At 71.5% G+C, this 20,202-nt stretch carries 15 protein-coding genes and 1 pseudogene; 9 read left to right on the top strand and 7 right to left on the bottom strand.

Annotated elements, in window-relative coordinates:
- A partial coding sequence (locus RR1_RS07450) for an MmpA family trehalose lipid delivery protein (RefSeq protein ID WP_503826418.1) occupies positions 1-1,067 on the bottom strand: 1,067 nt, incomplete at its 3' end.
- A 33-nt stretch (positions 1,068-1,100) separates the two neighbouring features.
- Here RR1_RS07450 and RR1_RS07445 point away from each other — a divergent pair.
- Together RR1_RS07445 and RR1_RS07440 are read left to right on the top strand one after the other, a co-directional pair.
- The gene (locus RR1_RS07445; RefSeq protein ID WP_051111171.1) at positions 1,101-2,300 is read left to right on the top strand and encodes a polysaccharide biosynthesis protein; all 1,200 of its coding nucleotides are present in this window, start codon (positions 1,101-1,103) and stop codon (positions 2,298-2,300) included.
- A gap of 82 nt (positions 2,301-2,382) precedes the next feature.
- Positions 2,383-3,060, top strand: a complete 678-nt coding sequence (locus RR1_RS07440) for a class I SAM-dependent methyltransferase (RefSeq protein ID WP_010838401.1) — start codon at positions 2,383-2,385, stop codon at positions 3,058-3,060.
- A 67-nt stretch (positions 3,061-3,127) separates the two neighbouring features.
- On the opposite strand, the gene pgfA is transcribed toward RR1_RS07440, so the two are convergent.
- Positions 3,128-4,345: a cell envelope lipid trafficking protein PgfA gene (pgfA, locus tag RR1_RS07435; protein ID WP_040773370.1), complete on the bottom strand. Its 1,218-nt coding sequence runs from the start codon at positions 4,343-4,345 to the stop codon at positions 3,128-3,130.
- Between pgfA and RR1_RS07430 the strand changes: the two are divergent.
- A pseudogene (locus RR1_RS07430) lies at positions 4,272-5,621 on the top strand (acyltransferase family protein); the annotation flags it as partial. The gene pgfA and the pseudogene RR1_RS07430 sit on opposite strands and share 74 nt — an antisense overlap.
- Before the next feature lie 20 nt (positions 5,622-5,641).
- Here the strand turns inward: RR1_RS07430 and RR1_RS07425 are convergent.
- From RR1_RS07425 to RR1_RS07415, 3 genes are all read right to left on the bottom strand, one after another.
- Positions 5,642-9,928, bottom strand: a complete 4,287-nt coding sequence (locus tag RR1_RS07425) for an alpha-(1->3)-arabinofuranosyltransferase (RefSeq protein ID WP_072713615.1) — start codon at positions 9,926-9,928, stop codon at positions 5,642-5,644.
- A gap of 67 nt (positions 9,929-9,995) precedes the next feature.
- Complete coding sequence (locus RR1_RS07420; protein WP_071990730.1) at positions 9,996-10,169, bottom strand: DUF2613 domain-containing protein; 174 nt, start codon at positions 10,167-10,169, stop codon at positions 9,996-9,998.
- A gap of 133 nt (positions 10,170-10,302) precedes the next feature.
- Positions 10,303-10,773 carry a universal stress protein gene (locus RR1_RS07415; RefSeq protein WP_010837991.1) on the bottom strand — a complete coding sequence of 157 codons (471 nt, stop codon included), beginning with the start codon at positions 10,771-10,773 and terminating at the stop codon, positions 10,303-10,305.
- A 101-nt stretch (positions 10,774-10,874) separates the two neighbouring features.
- Here RR1_RS07415 and RR1_RS07410 point away from each other — a divergent pair, with 101 nt between their 5' ends.
- The 3 genes from RR1_RS07410 (at position 10,875) to RR1_RS07400 (ending at position 13,101) form a co-directional block, all read left to right on the top strand.
- Complete coding sequence (locus RR1_RS07410; protein WP_010837992.1) at positions 10,875-12,065, top strand: glycoside hydrolase family 3 N-terminal domain-containing protein; 1,191 nt, start codon at positions 10,875-10,877, stop codon at positions 12,063-12,065.
- A 54-nt stretch (positions 12,066-12,119) separates the two neighbouring features.
- Positions 12,120-12,401 carry a hypothetical protein gene (locus tag RR1_RS07405; protein ID WP_143153752.1) on the top strand — a complete coding sequence of 94 codons (282 nt, stop codon included), beginning with the start codon at positions 12,120-12,122 and terminating at the stop codon, positions 12,399-12,401.
- Positions 12,402-12,504: 103 nt separating this feature from the next.
- Entirely contained in the window at positions 12,505-13,101 is a 597-nt protein-coding gene (locus tag RR1_RS07400) for a TetR/AcrR family transcriptional regulator (RefSeq protein WP_010837994.1), read from the top strand.
- A 50-nt stretch (positions 13,102-13,151) separates the two neighbouring features.
- Here the strand turns inward: RR1_RS07400 and RR1_RS07395 are convergent, their stop codons facing one another.
- Positions 13,152-14,033, bottom strand: a complete 882-nt coding sequence (locus RR1_RS07395; RefSeq protein ID WP_010837995.1) for a MaoC/PaaZ C-terminal domain-containing protein — start codon at positions 14,031-14,033, stop codon at positions 13,152-13,154.
- Positions 14,033-15,391, bottom strand: a complete 1,359-nt coding sequence (locus tag RR1_RS07390; protein ID WP_010837996.1) for a 3-oxoacyl-ACP reductase — start codon at positions 15,389-15,391, stop codon at positions 14,033-14,035. The genes RR1_RS07395 and RR1_RS07390 overlap by 1 nt, the downstream gene beginning before the upstream one ends.
- Before the next feature lie 128 nt (positions 15,392-15,519).
- Here RR1_RS07390 and RR1_RS07385 point away from each other — a divergent pair, with 128 nt between their 5' ends.
- The 3 genes from RR1_RS07385 to RR1_RS07375 all read left to right on the top strand — a co-directional run bounded on the left by RR1_RS07385 (position 15,520) and on the right by RR1_RS07375 (position 20,137).
- A complete protein-coding gene (locus RR1_RS07385; RefSeq protein ID WP_010837997.1) occupies positions 15,520-16,869 on the top strand; it encodes an acetyl-CoA C-acetyltransferase in 1,350 nt (449 codons plus the stop codon).
- Between the two features lie 424 nt (positions 16,870-17,293).
- Complete coding sequence (locus RR1_RS07380; protein ID WP_010837999.1) at positions 17,294-19,126, top strand: VanW family protein; 1,833 nt, start codon at positions 17,294-17,296, stop codon at positions 19,124-19,126.
- Positions 19,127-19,243: 117 nt separating this feature from the next.
- Entirely contained in the window at positions 19,244-20,137 is an 894-nt protein-coding gene (locus RR1_RS07375) for a hypothetical protein (protein ID WP_010838000.1), read from the top strand.
- Positions 20,138-20,202: the final 65 nt, after the last annotated feature.

Below are 20,202 nucleotides of genomic sequence, written 5' to 3'. Positions count from 1 at the left end.
TACGCAGGAACGGTGAGTGCGACCCACTTCTGCGTGTCCCGGGCGAGTCCCGCACCAGGGACGGATTCGACGAGCAGCTCGCCCAGCGCGATCCCGGGTGGCGTCGCCGCGAGCGCGACGAGCGCGATCGTCGCGGCGGCGAGTGCGACGACACCGACGACGACGGGATGGCGGCGCCGCCGCCACAGTGCGGGAAGCCCCGCGGCGACGATCGCGAGCAGGACGACGGTGCCGACGACCGCGAAGCCGCTCGTGCGTCCGGGCGGCACAGCGTCCGCGTTCCAGATCCCGCCGAGGCCCGCGACCGATCCGAGAGTTCCGAGTCCCGGTTCGGCCCGTGCCGCGAACGCCGCGACGCCTGCGGGATCGGACCCGCCGTCGCCGCCCCCGACGGACGTCGCAACGAGCCACGGCGACGCGGCCAGGGCGAACAGACCCGCGACCGCCACGAGGCGACGTGGCGAGTCGGCGAGTGTCACGACGGCGAGGATCGCGACGAGGACGACACCCGTCGGCGTGAGTCCGGCGGCGGCGAGACACACCGCGAGCAGCGCCCAGCCGCGCGCGTCGCCGCGCCGGACGGCGACGGCGGCGGCCACCGTCCACGGCAGCGCCGCGTAGCCCGCGAGCAGGCTCCAGTGGCCCTGCAGCAGCCGCTCGGCCACGTACGGGTTCCACAGCGTCACGGTGACCGCCAGGAGTCGCGCCGCGAGCCCCGAGCCCGGCAGCACGCTGCCCACCATCGCCGCCGCACCGGCGCCCGCGAGCGTGAGCGAGAGCAACAGGATCGCGGTGACGACGATTCCGCCGTCCACGACCGACGACAGCGCCGCGACGAGGGCGTCCTGAGGCACCGCGCGGGCGGCCGCTTCACCGAGGCCGAGTGCGGTGTCGGTGAGATACGAGCGGGGCGTGCTCACGGCGTCACGGAGCAGCAGATGGCCCGGCCCCAGCAGCGGGCCGAGGATCAGGCACGCAAGTGCGGCGCTGTAGAGGAGGGGCAGCCACACGAACAGGGGCAGCCGCACGAACAGGGGCAGCGGTGTGCGGGTGTGCGACCGGCCCATGCGCGAAACCCTACGTGGTGCACTATCGGTTCCATGCCCTCACCTCCGTCCGACTCGTCCCGCGCCGGGCAGCGGGTGGCCGTCGCGGGCGTCGGGCTGGTGACGGCGGGGTCGATGGTCGCGAACATCGCGGCCTACCTGCTGCATCTGCCGGCCGGACGGTGGCTGGGACCCGAGGGATACGGGGAGTTCGCGGCGCTGCTCGCGGCGCAGCTCGTCCTGGCGGTTCCCGCGCTCGCGTTGCAGACGGTCGTCGCGCGCGAGTACGTGGGCGGCGCCCGGGTGGAGTCGCTGCGGTCGCTCACGTATCGCACGTCGGCGATCGTCGGTGTGCTCGCGCTCGTCGCCTGGCCGATCGTCGCGTGGGCGCTGGGCACGGGTGCGACCGCGACGGCCGCCGCCCTCGCGTCCGCCCCCGTCCTCGTGCTGCTCGCGGGTGAGCAGGGCCTGCTGCAGGGGGCAGGCCGGTTCGGTTCGCTCGGCGCCGTGCTCGCCGCGGCGGGCGTCGGCAAGGTCGTGCCCGCGGTGGTGGCGCTCGCCCTCGGCGCCGGTCCGGGTGTGGCGCTCGCGGTGAGTACGACGGGCACGCTCGCCGTAGCGCTCGGGGCACGCGTGCTGCGCCCCGGCTCGGACGCGACCCACGAGAGCCCGATCGGTGTGGTGGCAGTTCTCCGGGCGTCGCAGGTGCAGCTCGCGCTCATCGCGCTGACCTCGCTCGATCTGCTGTCGGCGCGCATCGTGCTGGACGCGGGCGATGCCGGACTCTACGCACTCGGTGCCGTCGCGGCGAAAGCGGCGTTCTGGCTGCCGCAGGCGGTCGGCGTCGTGCTGTATCCGCGGATGGCGGACCCCGCACGCTCGGCCGGTGCCGTGCGGACGGCGCTCGTCGTCCTCGCCGCGACGGGGACGGTCGTCGTTCTCGCCGCGCTCGCCGCGTCGCCGCTCGTTCCGCTGCTCGTGGGCGAGGAGTACGAGCCGGTGCAGTCGGTGCTGTGGCTGTTCGCGGCGCAGGGCGCGTGCCTCGCGGTCGTCCAGGGCGGACTGCTCGCGACGATCGCCCGCGAGCGCACCCGGATCGCGCTGCTCGCGTGGCTCGCCCTCGCGGTCGAGGCCGTCCTCGTCTTCACGCTGGCGACGACGCTCACGCAGCTTCTCGTCGTCGCGGTCTCGACGGCGGCCGTCACCGCGATCGTGATCGGTGTCGCCGCCGTCGTCACGGCGGGTCGCGACTGACGCACGTGTCACCGATGCTGCCCGTCTTGCCGATACTGCAAGCAGGTGTGCATTCGGGGCAGGGTCGGGGATCATCGAGGACATGACCCACCACGCATCCCACGCAGACGACGACCTCCACGCAGCAGCACACGACACCGATCCGGCCCGCCACTGGGACGAGCACTACGGAACGGAGCAGCGCTGGTCGGGCAACGCAAATCGCGCCCTCGTCGACGTCGTGACCGAGACGGGAGCGGTGCCCGGGCGCGCCCTCGACGTCGGGTGCGGCGAAGGCGGCGACGCGATCTGGCTCGCGCACGCGGGCTGGCAGGTCACGGCCGTCGACGTGTCGGCGGTCGCGCTGGAGCGTGCCCGTGGGGCGGCGCAGGCAGCCGGTGTCGCCGACGCGATCGAGTTCGTGCAGGCCGACCTCGCGACCTGGGAGCCGGCCGGCTCGTTCGATCTCGTGTCCGCGTGCTTCTTCCACTCGGAGATCGAACTCGCCCGGATGGAGATCCTGCGTCGCCTCGCCGCCACGCTCACCTCCGGTGGCGCGCTGCTCGTCGTCGGGCACGCCTCGGTGCCGTCGTGGGCCCCCGAGGAGCACCGGCACCATGTCGCCGACCTGCCGAACGCCACGCAGACCGTCACGGCGCTCGAGCTCGCCGAGCCGCAGTGGCACACCGTGATCGCCGAGGACCGCGGCCGCAAGGTCACCGCGCCGGACGGCACCGCCGCCGAGATCGACGACGCCGTCGTTCTCGTGCGCCGCGCCTGACGCTCCGAGCACACCTACGACGACGGCCCCCGGCACATGCCGGAGGCCGTCGTCGTAGAGCTGTCGGTCAGCGGTCGCGATCGCTGCGATCGGGATCGGTCGCGGGGAACTGTTCCGTGCGATCCGAATCCCAGTCCCGCGGAATCTCCGTCGTCGCGTCGTCGGAGTACTCCTGGTACTCGGGAGCGCGGAACTGCTCGGTCGGGGCGTCGGCGTTCGCGTCGTCGTCCGGACCGGTCGGGCCCGCGGGGCCTGCGGGAGCCGTCGCGGGCTCGTCGGCCCGGCCACCGCGGCCACGCAGACCGAACAGGACGCCCGCGCCGAGCGCGATCAGGCCGAGCACACCCGCGACGATCGGCAGCGTGCGGGCGAACAGGTTCAGCTGGTCCATGCCGTCACGCGCCTGCTGGGCCTGGAACTCGATCGTCTCCTCGTCGAACGGCAGCGTGACGTCGAGGACGTCGACCTCGGGGCGGTTCTGGTTGCGGGCGTAGTACTGGTGGATCTGCTCCTGGCCCTTGACGACGACACCCGTCTGCGGCTCGACCCAGAGGTCGCGCGTGTTCGTGTACCAGCGGGTCATCGTGATCGGGATGCTGCCGCCCTCGACGCCGAACGCCTCGGCGGGGAGTTGAAGCTTGTTGGTCGGCGCGGTGGGATCGGCCTTCGAGAGGTCGGACGGGCCGACGTCCTGCGTGAAGTGGTAGACCGTCAGGCCGTTGATCTCCGTCTCCTCGACGAACTCGACGTCCTGCGTCTCGCGATTGTTGAGATCGAAGTACGGGTACGACTTCTTCTCCGTGCCGAACGGGAACTTGTACTGCAGCCCGTCGCGCTCGACCTCGACCGCGGGGGCGTCCTCGGAGGTCTGGATCGTGCCGACGGGGTCGTTCGTGGGCATCGAGGTGTTGCGATCGACGGTCACGCGGTCCACCGACGCCGTCAGCAGGCCGGTGTCGCCCTGCTTGTCGGTGCGGCGCACGGTCTGGCCGGCTTGCAGCGTCATGATGTCGGCGTTCGAGGGATCCTCGACGGTGACGTAGCGCTGCGCGACGATCGGCACGTCGGTGTCGACGCGGGGGCCGGGCTCGTCGTCCGTCAGCGAGGTGGCGTCGAGCACGCTGCCGGTACCGGTGGCGATCGTCGTGACCTCGAGGTCGAGCGGCGTGACCGAGAGTCGCGACTTGCTGTACGTCGGGACCAGAATCGCGATGATCAGCAGGAACACGCCTAGGCCCACCAGGATCAGAGCGATCGTCCGGCTTGGCCCTGAGCGCTGCGCCATGGGTGTATCTCCTCGTGCTCGGACGTCGGTGCGTACGCTCGTGCGGTACGGCGCCGTCGGTGTCGGGTCTCTGGAGAAGACCCACGTGAGGCAGCACACTAACAGAGGTCGAGTGCGTGCCGTCGTACTGGATGGTAACCACCCGTGTCGTTTCACGGGCGACCACCCTCTCGGGCGAGTACTGTGCCCGGGTTCCCGAGGGGCAGACTGGATCACGATGACCACCACCGCACAGCCCGCATCCCGTTTCGGGACTCCGCGCGCCGCGGGCGGGTTCGTGCCCGCCCTCGAAGGCATGCGCGGCATCGCGGCGCTCGGCATCGTCGTCACGCACGTCGCGTTCCAGACGGCGACGACGTCACCCGAGTGGTTCGGCCGCATCCTCGGCCGGCTCGACCTCGCCGTCGCGCTGTTCTTCGCGCTGTCGGGCTTCCTGCTGTGGCGTCCGCACGCGGCGGCAGCACGCGGGCTCGGTGCACCGCGGTCGGTGTGGCGGTACTGGCTGTCCCGCGCGACGCGCATCCTCCCCGCGTACTGGCTGTGCGTGACGCTCGTGCTGCTGCTGCTCCCGGGCGCGACGGGCGCGAGCACGACGACGTGGCTCGCGAATCTCGCGCTCGTGCAGGTGTTCGTGCCGTTGACGCTCGCCGAGGGGCTCACCCAGATGTGGAGTCTGTCGGTCGAGGTCGCGTTCTACGTCCTGCTGCCGTTCGTCGCGATCGCGTTGTCGGGGCTGCGTGGGCGGCTCGCGCGAGCGCGAGTCCCGTTGCTGCTCACGGTGTCCGCGGCGTCGCTGGGCTGGGCGTTCGTGCCGATCGCGGCGCCCGAGCACATCAGCCACACGAACTGGCTGCCTGCGTACATCCCGTGGTTCGCCGTCGGGATGGTGCTCGCGGAACTCGTCGTGAGTGCACCGGCGTTCGTCCATCGGCTCGGTGCGCATCGGGTCGCGATGGGTGTGCTCGCGGCCGTCGCGTTCGGTCTCGCGTGCACTCCGCTCGCAGGTCCTGCGGGACTCGCGCCGGCGGCGCCGTGGCAGTTCGCGATCAAGATCGCGCTCGGGGCGATCACGAGTTTCGCGCTGCTCGCGCCGCTGGTGCTCGGCGAGGGTCGCCATCGCCTGCTCACCTCGCCCGCCGGCCTCGCGATCGGCCGCTGGTCCTACGGCATCTTCGTGTGGCACCTCGCGGTGCTCGCGAGCGTGTTCCCGCTCTTCCAGACACCCGCGTTCGGCGGCAACTTCGTGTTCGTCCTCGTCGTCACGCTGGCCGGCAGCATCGTCGTCGCGTCGGCGAGTTACGCGCTCGTCGAGGAGCCGTCGCGGCGCGCCGTGGACCGACTCCTGAACCGCCGTTCGGTCAACCGCTCGACGACGGCACGCGAGAGCGGCAGCGTCGCGACGCCCAGTGCGACCACGGACACCACGAAGGGCAGCTGAACCCACCACTCGTGTCCGACGTAGCCGCCGCGCGACTGCCACGGCCCCGTCGCGAGCGCGGCGGACCCGGCGAGCGCCGCGGTCCCGGTGAGCACGACGAGGGCGCGCGACGCGAACGCAGTGCCGCGCCGCCGGGCGACCGCGAACGCGCCGCCGCCGACCGCGAGGGCGACGGCGCCGCCCCACCATCCACCGGCCACGACCGCGGCCACGAGCAGACCGGCGGCCGCGAGGACGGGGCTGCGCCACGTCCGCGACGTCGGGCGCGCGACGAGCCTGCGGGGGCGGACCAGTGCGGCGGCGAGCAGCGGAACGAGCAGCGCGAGGCCGCCGAAGACCGACAGCCGGTACCAGTCGTCCGCGGGGTACTCGAGCGTCACGTCACCGCCCGCGGCGGGCACGGCTCCGGCCGGAACGACCCAGCCCTGCTGCCAGCCGTCGACGACGACGGACGTCAGTGCGGTGTCGCCGACGCGGGCCTGCCAGCCCGGATTGACCGATTCGGGCACGACGAGGAGTCGATCCTCGTCGGCGGGCGCGAGCGAGACCTCGCGATGGTTCGCGGTCCAGGCGCCCGTGCCCGTGGGGCGTGGCTCGGCGCCGCCGAGTGCGCCGGATCCCGGCGTCGTCAGCAGCACGCTGTCGACGGAGAACGCACTCCCGGGATCGACGCGGACGTCGACGTCGCCGGCCGGAATCGGCAGCGGCGTCTCGCCGTCGTCGCACACGGTCGCGCGAACCGGATCGCCCGCGGCGAGTGCGCCCGCGGTCGCGGTGATCGACGTCCGGACGGCGGTGCCGCCGATGCGCAGCACCGGGCCGGTCTCGCACGGGACGGTGACGATTCGCCCTGTCGTCTCGCTCTCGGGCCGGACGCCGGAACCGGCCACGGGGTCGCCACCGGCACCGAGCACCGCGATCTCGGCGACGCCGCCCGCGCGGCGTTCCACCGCACCGAACGCCGTCAGGTCGGCGACCTCCTCGGTGTCCACGACGCCGAACGCGATCCGGTCGGTCGTGTGTCCGTGCAGTGGGACGGTGGCAGTGCCGCCGTCCCACTCGACGTCGCGGACCTGGGGGCCGTTCCCGAGGTCGACGGCGACGCGCGTCGGGGCCGCGGGGAGTGCGCCCTCGGCGGCGGTGAGCCGCAGCGCCGTGACCTCGGTGTCCTCGGGCAGGTCGAGATCGAGCGTCGCCAGTGGGCCGGCGCTGCCGACACCGGACTGCGGCGCGGTCCACGACGTGCGCGGGTCGCCGTCGGTCGCGGCGGCGGGACCACCACGCGGATCGGTGACGTCGGCGAGCCCGGTCGCGGTGACGTGGTCCGGCGTCGCGAGGAGCTCGTCGAGCGCCGCTCCCGCGCGCGAGCGCAGCGTGATCTCGGGTTCGACGGCGGTCGGCGACGGGACCGACAGGGAGCGGGTGAACGGCCCGGCCTCCTCGGCGGGCAGCGGCAACCCGGTGTTGCACCGGACGTCGCCGCCCTCCGGATCGGATTCGACGCACGCGCGCCGTCCGGGAAGCTCCTGAGTGAGCAGCCACCGCTGCGGCTGCGCGCCGTCCGGAACCGGGGGGAGTGCGGTGCGGTGGACGATCGGGACCGGGGTGGGCTCGCCGCCCGCGAAGTCGAGCACACGGACCTCGCTGATCCCGAACTGGACGCCCGCCGAGCCGTCCTCGGTGCGGCTCGCGGTGATGCGGATCCGGTCGGCGCCGCCGCCGGGCAGCGCGACGGTCACGGGCTCGCCGGGCGAATCGATCTTCACCGCCGTCGTCCCGGAGTCGGTCTCGACCTCGAGCCAGCGTACCGGGGCACCGAGCGCGGCCGGGCTCGTCGTCACCTCGAACAGCGCGCTGTCGACGGGGGTGTCGAGGTCGAGTTCGAGCCACTGGCCTCGCGCGGCCTCGGAGAGGCTCGAGAACCAGCCGGTGCTGGGGTCGCCGTCGAACGCCGCTGCCGCTGTCGCGCCGGGGGACGCGCCGCCGAGCTGGGTCGCGTCGGCCGCCGAGCTCGACACCGTGACGTCGGCACCCGTCCAGCTGCCCTCGACGCGGGGTGTGTCGGGGACGTCGTAGTCGGCGACGGCGTTGCGGGTGCGGCGTGGGTCGTCGGGTGCGCGCAGGCCGGACGTGTTGCCGTCGACGCGGCCGAAATCGGTTTCGCGGTCGCGGGGCATGTCGGTGACGGTGATCGGGCCGACGGGCAGGTCTGCGCGGTGTGCGTCGGGCGCGAACAGGACGGGACCCTGTGCGAGGCCGCCGTTCTCGGCCAGCCGCTGCACCGCTTCGGGGCCGCCCTGCACGCGGGGAACGGCGTCGGCGTCGACGGTGTACGGCCCCGCGGTCACCGGCGGTGCGTCCTCGCTGCCGACGCGATAGATCTCGACCGCCGGATACGGCGGGCGCAGGTCCCCGTCCGCGACGACGTCGTCGGGCAGGTCTCGTTCGACGGTCTCGCCGAACTCGGCGACCTTCTCGACACCGGGCGAGCCGTCCAGCGCCTGGTGCACGAGGATCGGCCGGGTCGAGCGTGACGTCGCGGGGTCGAGGTCGTTGCGCACGACGAGGTACCCGACGCCCTGCGAGCGCAGCGTCGTCGCGAGGCCCTCCGACGAGCGGCCGTCGGCGAGCAGCCGTTGCACCGAGTCGAGCGAGCGGATCGCGCCGCCCGGGGTGAGCGGCACCGCGTCGCGCACCGCCCACGGCGTCTGCGCGAGGGCCTGCAGCGGTTCGTCGCGCGTGAGCCCCCACACCTGGACGCCGAACGGCGCACCCGGGACGACGAGCGCCCTCGCCGCGTCGGCGCCGTCTCCGGCGTTCTCGTCGAGCCATGCCGCGGCGTCGTGCCAGTACTGCGGGACCTCGCTGTACGCGCCGCGGGGCGCCGCTTTGCCCGTCCACACGAGCGCCGTCGACGCCGCGAGGGCGACGAGGATCAGCGACGCGAAGGCGACGAGACGGTTGCGTTCGGGATGAGCGAACGCGCTGCGCCACTGCCGCGCGGGCACCGCGCCGGGCAGCGGAACCTTCGCGAGCAGGTGCGCGATGCCGAGCGCGATCGGCAGCCGGACGAGGGGTTCGAGCTTGTGGATGTTGCGCAGCGGCGCGCCCGGGCCGTCGAGCAGCATCCGGACCTGCTCGGCGACGGGCGACGACATCTGGCCGAGGTAGCCGATCGTGAGTCCCGCGATGCCGACGAGGAGGACGAAGACGAGCCGGCCCCGGCCCGGCATCCGCCGCATCGCGAGCCCCGCGAGCCCCGCCGCAGCGACCGCGCCGGTCACGACGACCGCGGCGGGCTGCGTGACGAGGACGGCGCCGCCGACGCGCTCGGGCGACACGAACGGTGTCCAGCTGCCCGTGCCGCGCAGGACCTCGGCGAGCGAGGTCCACTGCGTCGTGACGGCGGCGGACTCGATGTAGTCGAGGAAGGGCGGCGAGAGCGCGCCGAGCAGCAGCAGCGGAACGATCCACCACAGCGTCGCGAGCGCCACGAACGGGATCCACCACAGGGTGAAGATCCACCACGTGCGGTTCGGCCGGTGCACGATCCACCACAGCGCCGCGACGAGGCAGGCCATCGCGGTGGCCGCGGCGTTGACGGCACCCATCAGCGCGACGGCGAGTGCCGACCGCGCCGCGAGCAGGCGCAGCGAGCGTGCGTTGCCACCGTTCAGGGCGAGCACGACGGGCAGCAGCACCCACGGCGCGAGCATCATCGGCAGCGTCTCGGACGAGATCGAGCCGAGCGTCGTCACGACCCGCGGCGAGAGCGCGAACGCGATGCCGGCGACGACGCGGGACGCACGGCTGCCGACGCCGAGCGCTTCGGCGAGCCGGACGACGCCCCAGAAGCCGACGAGCAGCAGCAGCGCCCACCAGAGCCGCTGCGTGATCCACGCGGGAATCCCGGCGAGATCACCGAGCGCGAAGAAGGCGCCGTGCGGGAAGAAGTAGCCGTACGCCTGGTTCTGCACCTGGCCGAGCGGGGACTGGCTGCTCCACAGGTGCGCGGCGCGCGCGAGGAAGCCGAGCGGATTCTCGGTGAGGTCGTATTTGGTGTCGGCGGCGATCAGACCCGGGGACTGGACGAACGCGAGGATCAGCGAGACGACCGCGCCGGCAGCGAGCCAGCGCCGAGTCAGTGGAGCTGTCGACGGCGGCGGATCGGGCGGCGCGCCGCCCCCGGAAGGATCGGTCGAGCCAGTCGCGTCAGCGGCTGCCGTACTCAACCTGGTTCAGCAGCGAGGAGTCGGCGTTCGCGCTGCGATCGATGTCGGGGCGCGAGTTCTCACCGGCCGCAGCGGTGACGCCGAGAACGGCGACGGTGCCGAGGACGGCTCCGACCACCGCGCTGACCACCCCGGGAACCAGGAACTTCGCCATCGTCGTACTCCCACGTTGCAACTGCATTCGGCCCGTCCGGGCACGGACGCGCGTCTATCATGCGCCAAGGTATCACCTGCTCAGCCAATCGTGCCGTCGCCCCTGGTCGAGGCGCCGTGTGGCGTCGGGCCGGTCAGTCCTTGCCGGGCGGTACGACGAGAACCGGCCGGTGACCGTGTTTGAGGACCTGATCGGCGACGCTGCTCTGCAGCAGGGCGCGGATTCCGGTGAGGCCCCGGGTGCCGCTCACGATGACGTCGGCGTCGAGTTCGTCGGCGGCGGACGTGATGGCGTTCCAGATGGTGGTCCGGCACTCGGCGCAGCGGCCGTCGGCGTCGAACCCTGCAGCGCGAGCGAGGTCGACGCCTTCCTGATTGACGGTCTTCGCGTCGGTGAGGGCGATGTCCTCCGCCTCGGCCTCGGGCGCCCATTCGGGCTGCAGGACGCCGGAGAGTCCGGACATGCGGGCGGCCTGGCGCACCATCGGTTCCCATGCCGTGACGACGACGGCGCGGTGTGAGGTGAGGAAGCGGGCCGCGTAGTCGATCGCGCGTTTCGCGTTGTCGGTGCCGTCGTACGCGATCATCACGAGGTCGGTTGCCATGTCGCCTCCCGGTGGCTGGTGGTCCGTCATAGTACTCGTGGTTCACGGCGGTGACCTCGGCTCGGGACGGGTGTCGAGACCTTTTTGTTATCTTGGTCGCCATGCGTTGCAAGCTCGTGATCACCGTTCTCGCGTGTGCCGGTCTCGTCGCCGGCTGCTCGTCCGCGTCCGGCGGTGAGGCCGCGCCGGAACCGGAGGCGCCCGCCTCGCCGGCGTCGAACGGCGTGACGGCGTCGCAACTCGCGGCCGCGCCGTCGTGCGAGGACGCGTTCCTGGACACTCTCACCGACCGGCAGAAGCTCGCGCAGCTGCTCACCGTCGGTGTCACGGACACCGCCGACGCCGTGTCGATCGTGTCGCGCGAACAGATCGGCGGGATCTTCGTCGGCAGCTGGACCGACGAGGCGATGCTCGCGAACCGCGAGATCCCACAGGTCGAGGCCGCAGCTCCGATTGCCCCGCTCGTGACGATCGACGAGGAGGGCGGCCGCGTCTCGCGCGTCGCCGACCTGCTCGGGGCGGATCCGTCGGCACGCGAGGCGGCGCAGACGATGACCCCCGAGCAGACCTACGAGATGGCGCTCACGCGCGGGCAGCAGTTGCGCGAGCTCGGGATCACCGTGAACTTCGCGCCCGACGTCGACGTGAGCGCGCAGCCCGACGGCGCCGTCATCGGCGACCGCTCGTTCTCCGACGATCCCGACGTCGTGATCCGGTACGCCGACGCGTATGCGCGCGGGATGCGCGACGCCGGCGTTCTGCCCGTCCTCAAGCACTTCCCGGGTCACGGTGCGGCGTCGGGAGATTCGCACACGGGGTCGGTGACGACGCCGCCGCTGCCCGACCTGATCGCGAAGGATCTCGTGCCCTATCGCGCGCTGGTCGACGGCGCGACGAGCGAGCCCGGCGTGGCGTCGGAGAGCGCCGGCGTGATGCTCGGTCACCTCGAGGTGCCGGGGCTGACGGCGCCGGGCGAACCCGCGTCGATCAGCCCGGCGGCGGTGGAGCTGCTGCGCAGCGGCGCCGGTTACGGCGGAACGCCGTTCGACGGCGTCGTGTTCACCGACGATCTCTCGGGCATGAAGGCGATCACCGATCGCTACGGCATCGCCGACGCCGTCGCGATCGCGATCGCTGCGGGTGTGGATCAGGCGCTGTGGCTCACGACGGACGACGTGCCGCGTGTCCTCGATCATCTCGAAGGGCAGCTCGCGAGTGGAGAGTTGCCTGTGTCACGTGTCGACGAGAGTGTGATGAGGGTCGCGGAGACCAAGGGCGTGGTGCGCTGCTAACGTTTTTTCGGCCCGTGTCCGGGTCGTGTTTTTCGTTGGTGGAGAGGACTTCTCGTGCGTTCAACCCTGGTGGCCGGTGTTCTCGCGGCGGCGACGGCCGCGACGGCGGTGGGGTTCGCGGCACCCGCGACGGCGGCGACCGCGACCTGCCCCGTGGGCTTCGAATGCCCGGCCGATCCGCCGCCCTGCCCGTACGAGTGGAAATTCGTGTGGGGTCAGTTCCGGTTCGTGTGGCAGCAGCAGTCGTACTGTCTCGACGAGCGCGCTGTCTCGACGCCCGAACGGGACGCGCAGCGGGCCCGCCAGCAGGCCTACAACGAGGGTCACGCATACTGACCGTGGCGCACGCGGCCCCGCCCGCTCGTGTCGAAATCCGACGCCCGCGCGAAGTTCTTACCGTAGAGTAAGATCGTCTGTTCGCGGACGGTTGGAGGGTGTGATGGCTGGCGGCACCAAGCGATTGCCGCGCGCGGTGCGTGAGCAGCAGATGCTCGACGCCGCCGTGTCCGTGTTCTCCGAGCGTGGCTTCCACGAGACGTCGATGGACGCGATCGCGGCGCGGGCGGAGATCTCCAAGCCCATGCTCTACCTCTACTACGGCTCCAAGGACGAACTCTTCGCCGCGTGCATCCAGCGTGAGGGCGCCCGGTTCGTCGAGGCGCTCGCCCCCGCGGGTGCCCGCGGCCTCACCCCGCGTGAACAGTTGCGTGTCGCCCTCGAATCGTTCCTCGGCTTCGTCGCCAAGCATCGTGAGTCGTGGCTGGTCCTGTACCGGCAGGCGCTCGCGCAGGCGGCCTTCGTCGGATCGGTGCGTACCAGCCGCGACCGGCTGGTCGAGCTCACGCAGCATCTGCTGGAGGCGAGCACGAAGGATCCGTTGTCGGACGAGGATTTTCGCATGATGGCCATCGCGCTGGTCGGCGCGGGCGAGGCAGTCGCGGACCGCGTCGCCGGCGGCGAGATCGAGGCCGACCATGCCGTCGATCTGCTCGAAGCCCTCGCCTGGCGCGGCCTGAAGGGCGCTCTGCGCTCGTGAGCGACTTTCCGGCACAGGGGCCGGAAAGCCGCGCACGAGCGGCTCGCCGCCTACCGTAGCGTCGCGGTGAGGTGCGGGTAGCCCTTCTTCGGATGCCGGATCGCGAGATTCCAGCCCGACTCGCCCGCCTCCGCGTGCTCCACCCGATCCGCGTAGAGGTTCAGCGTCGCCGGCAGCACGATCGGCTTGCCGAAGCGCACCGAGTACGTCACGGCGCCCGGAATCCGCCCTTCGACGGTGCCGAGGATGGTTGCCGCACTCCACATTCCGTGTGCGATCGTGCGCGGGAAGCCGAACGCCTTCGCGCCAAGCGTCGAGACGTGGATCGGATTGCGATCGCCCGAGACTGCCGCGTACCGCGAGATCGTCTTCTGATCGACGCGCAGGGTCCGCAACGGCGGCGGCGGCACCTCGTCCGACTTCGGGACGGCGCGCGGCTGATCCGAGAGCGACGTGTGGCCCTGCCGCAGGAAGCTCGACACCTGCCGCCACACGAGTTCACGGCCCACCCGAACCTCGCTGACGACGTCGATCAGCATCCCCTTGCGGTGCTCGCGCAGGTTCTCGGCGTGCACCTCGATGTCGAGCGGCGAGGTCGTCGAGATCGGCCGGTACTGCTCGATGACGTTCTCGGCGTGCACCGATCCGATCGCGGGGAACGGAAATCCCTCCGACACCATGAGTTTCATGACGATCGGGAACACGAGCGTGAAGGGGTAGGTGAGCGGAAGGTCGTCGGTCAGCCGAAGGCCCGTCACCTTGCAGTACGCGGCGAGGTTGTCGCGGTCCACTCGGAAGTTCTTCAGCGCGAGCGTCGTCGACGGCACGGAGTCGCCGCCGGCGCCGATCACCGGGAGTGCGCTCTTCACCGCGCGCGAGTAGAGATCGAACGTGCTCGGGATGCCGCCGAGGACGATGGTGTCGCCGGCCATCACGCGCCCAGCATGCTCTGGCCGCACACGCGGACGATGTTGCCGCTCACGGCGTTCGACGCGGGGCTCGCGAAGTACGCCACGGTCTCGGCGACGTCGACGGTCTGGCCGCCCTGCAGGAGCGAGCTCATCCGCCGGCCGCCCTCGCGGGTGACGAGCGGGATCGCGGCCGTCATCGCCGTCTCGATGAATCCCGGTGCGACGGCGTTGATCGTGATCTTCTTCTCGGCGAGCAGCGGCGCCTCGGAGTTCACGAGACCGATGACACCGGCCTTGGAGACGGCGTAGTTCGTCTGGCCGCGGTTGCCGGCGATGCCCGCGATCGAGGACACGTCGATCACGCGGCCGCCGTCGCGCAGTGCGCCCTTCTCGACGAGGGCGTTCGTGATCCGGTACGGCGCGAGCAGGTTGACGGCAAGGACGGAGTCCCAGCGGCTCGCGTCCATGTTCGCGAGCAGCTTGTCGCGGGTGATGCCGGCGTTGTGGACGATGATGTCGATTCCGCCGTGGCGCGCGATCGCGTGCTCGGCGAGCTTGTCGGCGGCGTCGGGCGCCGTGATGTCGAGCGCGAGCGCGGTGCCGGACACCTTGTTCGCGGTCTCGGAGAGCGCTTCGCCGGCGGCGGGGATGTCGGCGCAGATGACGTGGGCGCCGTCGCGCGAGAGGACCTCGGCGATGGTCGCGCCGATGCCGCGGGCGGCGCCGGTGACGACGGCGACCTTGCCCTCGAGTGGCTTGTCCCAGCTCGCGGGTGCCACCGAGTCCTTCTCGTCGACGCGGACGACCTGGGCGTCGACGAAGGCGGACTTGGCCGAGAGCAGGAAGCGCATCGTGGATTCGAGGCCCGAGAGCCCGGTGCTCGCGTCGGGCGAGACGTAGACGAGCTGGGCGGTCGCGCCGCGGCGCAGTTCCTTGCCGACGCTGCGGGTGAACCCTTCGAGCGATCGCTGCGCGATGTGCTCTTCGACGTCCGTCACGAGTTCGGGGGTCGTGCCGACGACGACGACGCGCGCACACGGCGCGAGGGAGCGCATCGCGGGCTGGAAGAACTCGAAGAGGGCGCGGGTGCCCTCGATCGTCGTGATTCCGGTCGCGTCGAACACGAGTGCGCCGTACTTCTCGTCGCCACCGGAGGGGGTGGTCCCCGACGCGGCGGGGTAGTCCGAGAGCAGTTCGCGCAGCGGCTCCACGACGCGGCCTTCGCCGCCGACGAGGAGCGGGCCGGGGAGCGCGGGCTCGCCGGCCTTGTAGCGGCGGAGCGGCTCGGGCTTGGGCAGACCCGCCTTGTCGGCGATGAAGGCGCCGGGCGCGGACGAGAGGAATTGCGAGTACAGGTCGGGCGCTTGTTTCGCTGCCACGTTCCCACCTTTGCGTTCGTGTGTGCCGTGTGGTGTCGACAAGTAACTTACTGCTGAGTAAGAATAGTAGCCAATACCGAGCTGCACCACAGTTCACGAGCGCACGGCACGACGACAGGGAGACTCCCGTGACCAGCAAAGCCCGCACCACGACCAAGACGGCCGCCGCGAAGCCGAAGCCCGCGGGGGCATCCGGGGGCCGGGCACTGCGGCCCGTCGCGATCGTCGGCGGCAACCGTATCCCGTTCGCGCGTTCGGATCGCGCGTACGCGCGGGCGAGCAACCAGGACATGTTCACCGCTGCGCTCGACGGCCTCGTCAGCCGCTTCAACCTGCAGGGTGAGCGGCTCGGCATGGTCGGCGGCGGCGCCGTCCTCAAGCACAGCCGCGACTTCAACCTGATCCGCGAGTGCGTGCTCGGGTCGTCGCTGAGCCCGTACACGCCGGCGTTCGACATGCAGCAGGCGTGCGGGACGGGTCTGCAGTCGATCATCGCCGTCGGTGACGCGATCGCGTCCGGCCGTATCGAGTCGGGTGTCGGCGGCGGCGTCGACACGACGTCGGACGCGCCGATCGGTGTCGGCGAGGAGCTGCGCGAGTTCCTGCTGTCGCTCAACCGCGCGAAGTCGACGGCCGATCGCATCAAGCTGCTCGGCAACGTCCGGCCGTCGATGCTCGGCATCGAGATCCCGCGCAACGGCGAGCCGCGGACGGGTCTGTCGATGGGCGAGCACGCCGCGATCACGGCCAAGGAGTTCGGCGTCTCCCGCGAGGCGCAGGACGAGCTCGCCGCCGCGAGCCACCAGAACATGGCAGCCGCCTACGACAGCGGCTTCTTCGACGACCTCGTGACCCCCTACCTCGGCCTCATGCGCGACGACAACCTGCGCGCCGATTCGACCGCCGAGAAGCTCGCGAAGCTGAAGTCGGTCTTCGGCACGAAGCTCGGCGACGCGACGATGACGGCGGGCAACTCGACGCCGCTCACCGACGGCGCGTCGACCGTTCTGCTGTCGACCGACGAGTGGGCGACGGAGCGGGGCCTGCCGGTCCTCGCGCATCTCGTCGACTCCGAGACCGCCGCCGTCGACTACGTCCACGGCAAGGACGGGCTGCTCATGGCCCCGACGTACGCGATTCCGCGTCTCCTCGCGCGCAACGGCCTCACGCTGCAGGATTTCGATTTCTACGAGTTCCACGAGGCGTTCGCGTCGGTCGTGCTCGCGACGCTCACGGCGTTCGAGGACGACGCGTACTGCAAGGAGCGGCTGGGTCTCGACGGCGCGCTCGGCGCGATCGATCGAAGCAAGCTCAACGTCCACGGTTCGTCGCTGGCGGCCGGTCACCCGTTCGCCGCGACGGGCGGACGCATCGTCGCGTCGCTCGCCAAGACGCTCGCCGAGAAGGGTTCGGGCCGTGGTCTCGTCTCGATCTGCGCGGCCGGCGGCATCGGTGTGACGGCCATCGTCGAGCGCTGAGCAAACCCCGCGCGCATCCTCCCGGCCGGCGTGTAACACTTCGTCGGCCGGGGCGGATAGACGGGACAGCCTCGCGTTGCTGTCCGACCCCCGACCTGGCAGCAACGCGGGGCTCCTTCGTGTCGTCGGTACCCTGGAAGGGACTATCTGGACATCACGGGGGCAGGAAAGCGAGTTCATCGGTGAGGTACACGTCGTGACGGACGATCGACGACGGGGCGACGGCCCCCACGACGAAACGACCCCGATCGGCGGTCCGGCCGCTGGTGACGGCGGCGCCGATCCCGTGGGTGACGACCGCGCACACTCTGCCGACGAGGGCCCCGGGCAGGCGCCCGAACAGCCCGTCGGCGACGGGTCGAACGATCCGACCGAGGCGATCCCCGCCGTCCCGCCGGCCGAGCAGGGGCATGCGTACTCCGCGATGCCGCCCGAGCCGCGGCCGGTCCGGCAGCAGTCCGATGCCGAGGCGACGCGTGAGGTTCCGACGGTGCCGGAGTCGCCGCAGCCGGAGCCCGAGAACCCCACCACGACGTCGAGTGCTCGTCCGGCCTGGGTGAAGGCCGCGGCGATCACCGGTGGCGTGGTCGGCGTCCTCGCGATCGGGTACGGCATCGACCTCGCGGTGTCGTCGGGCTCGATGCCGCGCGGCACTGCCGTCGCGGGCATCGAGATCGGCGGCGCGAGCCGCGAGGAAGCACACGAGCGGCTCGTCGCGGGACTGTCGAATCGGGTCGACGAGCCGGTCGCGGTCCGGGCGGGCGACGTCGAGACGCAGATCGTGCCCGCCGACGCCGGTCTCGGGTTCGACTGGGAGGCGACGCTCGATCACGCCGAGGCGCAGCCGCTCAATCCGTTCGTACGGGTCGCGTCGTTCTTCACGACGACCGACAGTCCCGTCGTCCCGCAACGCGACGACACCGCCCTCTTCGGCGCGATCGACGGGCTGCGAAACGACGTCGATCGTGCACCGCGCGAGGGCGGCGTCGTGTTCGAGGGTGCGACGCCGGTCGCGGTGACTCCCGAGCCCGGCCAGAATCTCGACGGCCAGGCAGCGGCGGACGAGTTCGCCCTGCAGTGGCCGTACGGCGAGACGGTCGAATTGCCCGTCGACACCGTCCCGGTGACGGTGACGCAGGACGCCGTCGATCGCGCGATGAACGAGGTCGCGATTCCTGCGACGTCGGCGGATCTCGTCGTGACCGGCCGTGACGACGTCGCGGCGACGCTGCCGCGCGATGCCGTCGGTGCCGTCCTGTCGTTCGCGCCGACGGAGTCGGGTGATCTCGAACCGCGATTCGACGCGGAGGCGGCGACGGGGATCCTCGCGCCGCAGCTCGCGCCGACCGAGGTGCAGCCGGAGGACGCACGGATCAGGCTCTCGGGCGGCACCCCGACGATCACGCCGTCCGTCGAGGGTGTCCTCGTGAACTGGGAGGAGACGCTCGAGCAGCTTCCCGAGATGATGACGGACACGCACACGGGCGAGGCGGTGTACGAGACGAAGGAGCCGGAGCTCACGACGGAGCGGGCGGAGTCGCTCGGCGTGAACGAGCAGGTGAGCACGTTCTCGACGGGTGGCTTCTCCGCGGCGTCGGGCACGAACATCCGGCTCGCCGCGAATGCGATCAACGGTGCGCTCGTGATGCCGGGCGAGACGTTCTCGCTCAACGGTCACACCGGTCCGCGCGGGACGGCGCAGGGCTACGTCGAGTCGGGGATCATCAACAACGGCCGGCCCGACAACGCCGTCGGCGGTGGTGTGAGCCAGGTGGCGACGACGCTGTACAACGCGTCGTACTTCGCGGGAATGGAGGACGTCGCGCACACCGAGCACTCGTACTACATCTCGCGGTATCCGGAGGCGCGTGAGGCGACGGTCTTCGAGGGTGCGATCGATCTGCAGTTCCGCAATCCGTTCGACACCGCGGTGCTGATCGCGGCGTCCGCCGATTCGTCGACGCTCACGGTGTCGTTCTACGGGACCGACCATGTCGAGGTGGAGTCGGTGACGGGTTCGCGTTCGAATCCGACGCAGCCGAACACCGTCCGGTTGCCGGCGGGGGAGGCGTGTTCGCCGTCGAGCGGTGCGCCGGGCTTCACGTCGAGCGACACCCGCATCATCCGGGATGCGGCGAGCGGCCGCGAGATCTCGCGCGATACGCGGACGGTGCGTTACGACCCGCAGCCGATCGTGGTGTGCGGCGACCAGGGCGACGACAGCGCGGACGACGACAGCGCGGGCGACGACGAATAGCCGTTCTGCACCCCTTTTCGCATTCTGCACCCCTTTCGGGCGACCGATAGGGGTGCAGAATGCTGTCAGGGGTGCAGAATCGCGGAGCGTCGGTGCCCGTGCGCACACTGTCGGGTCATGGAACCCGAGTTGATACGGCGCGGTGGGCCTGCGAGTCCCACCGACAACGACATGAGGCGGCGGCGCCGCACCCACGACGTGCATCGGATCGCGTGCGGCGTCTACACCCCGCTCGATCCGGACGGGCTCGATCCGCTGCGGCGGCACCGGCTCGCCGTCGACGCGATGCTGCCGCGGCTGTCGCCGGACGCCGTCGTGAGTCACCAGTCGGCGGCCGTCGTCCACGGTCTGACGCTGTGGCGCACCGACCTGTCGCGCGTGCACGTGACGCGCGAGCGTGACGGCGGCGGCAGGCGACGAGCGGGGTTGCGGGTCCACCCCGGTGATCTGCGAGGGCGAACGACACGTGTCGACGGCATCGTCGTCACGACGCTCGAGCGCACCGTCGTGGATCTGGCGCGTGAGCTGCCGTTCGAGCAGGCGCTCGTCGCGGCGGACGCCGCACTGTCGACGGCGGGCGCGCGCCGCGCCGAGCTCGAGCGGGCGTGTCTCGAGGTGACGGGGTGCTACGGCGCTCCCGCGGCCCGCCGCGTCACCGAGTACGCGAGCGAGGGGAGCGAGAGCGTCGGGGAGTCGCGCTCGCGAGTCGTGTTCGCGAAGTTCGGCGTGCCGCTACCGATTCAGCAGGCCGAACTCGTCACGGCCGAGGGCCGGGTGCGGGTCGATTTCCTGTGGCGTGGGCACGGCGTCGTCGGCGAGTTCGACGGGAAGGTGAAGTACGGCCGGTTCGTGCGTCCGGGTGAGGATGCCGGCGATGCGGTGTTCCGGGAGAAGCGGCGCGAGGACGCGATCCGCGACCTCGGCCTGCGCGTCGTCCGGTGGACGTGGGACGACCTCGACGCACCCGCCGATCTCGTCGCCAGGATCATGCGCACGCTCGGTCGCCGCTGACGGTTCTGCACCCCGAATACGACTCTGCACCCCTACCAGTTGCCCGGCAGGGGTGCAGAGTACGA

The organism is Rhodococcus rhodnii NBRC 100604 (assembly GCF_001894925.1).
GTDB classification, from domain to species: Bacteria; Actinomycetota; Actinomycetes; order Mycobacteriales; family Mycobacteriaceae; genus Rhodococcus_F; species Rhodococcus_F rhodnii.
This window is presented reverse-complemented; position numbering and strand designations above follow the sequence as displayed.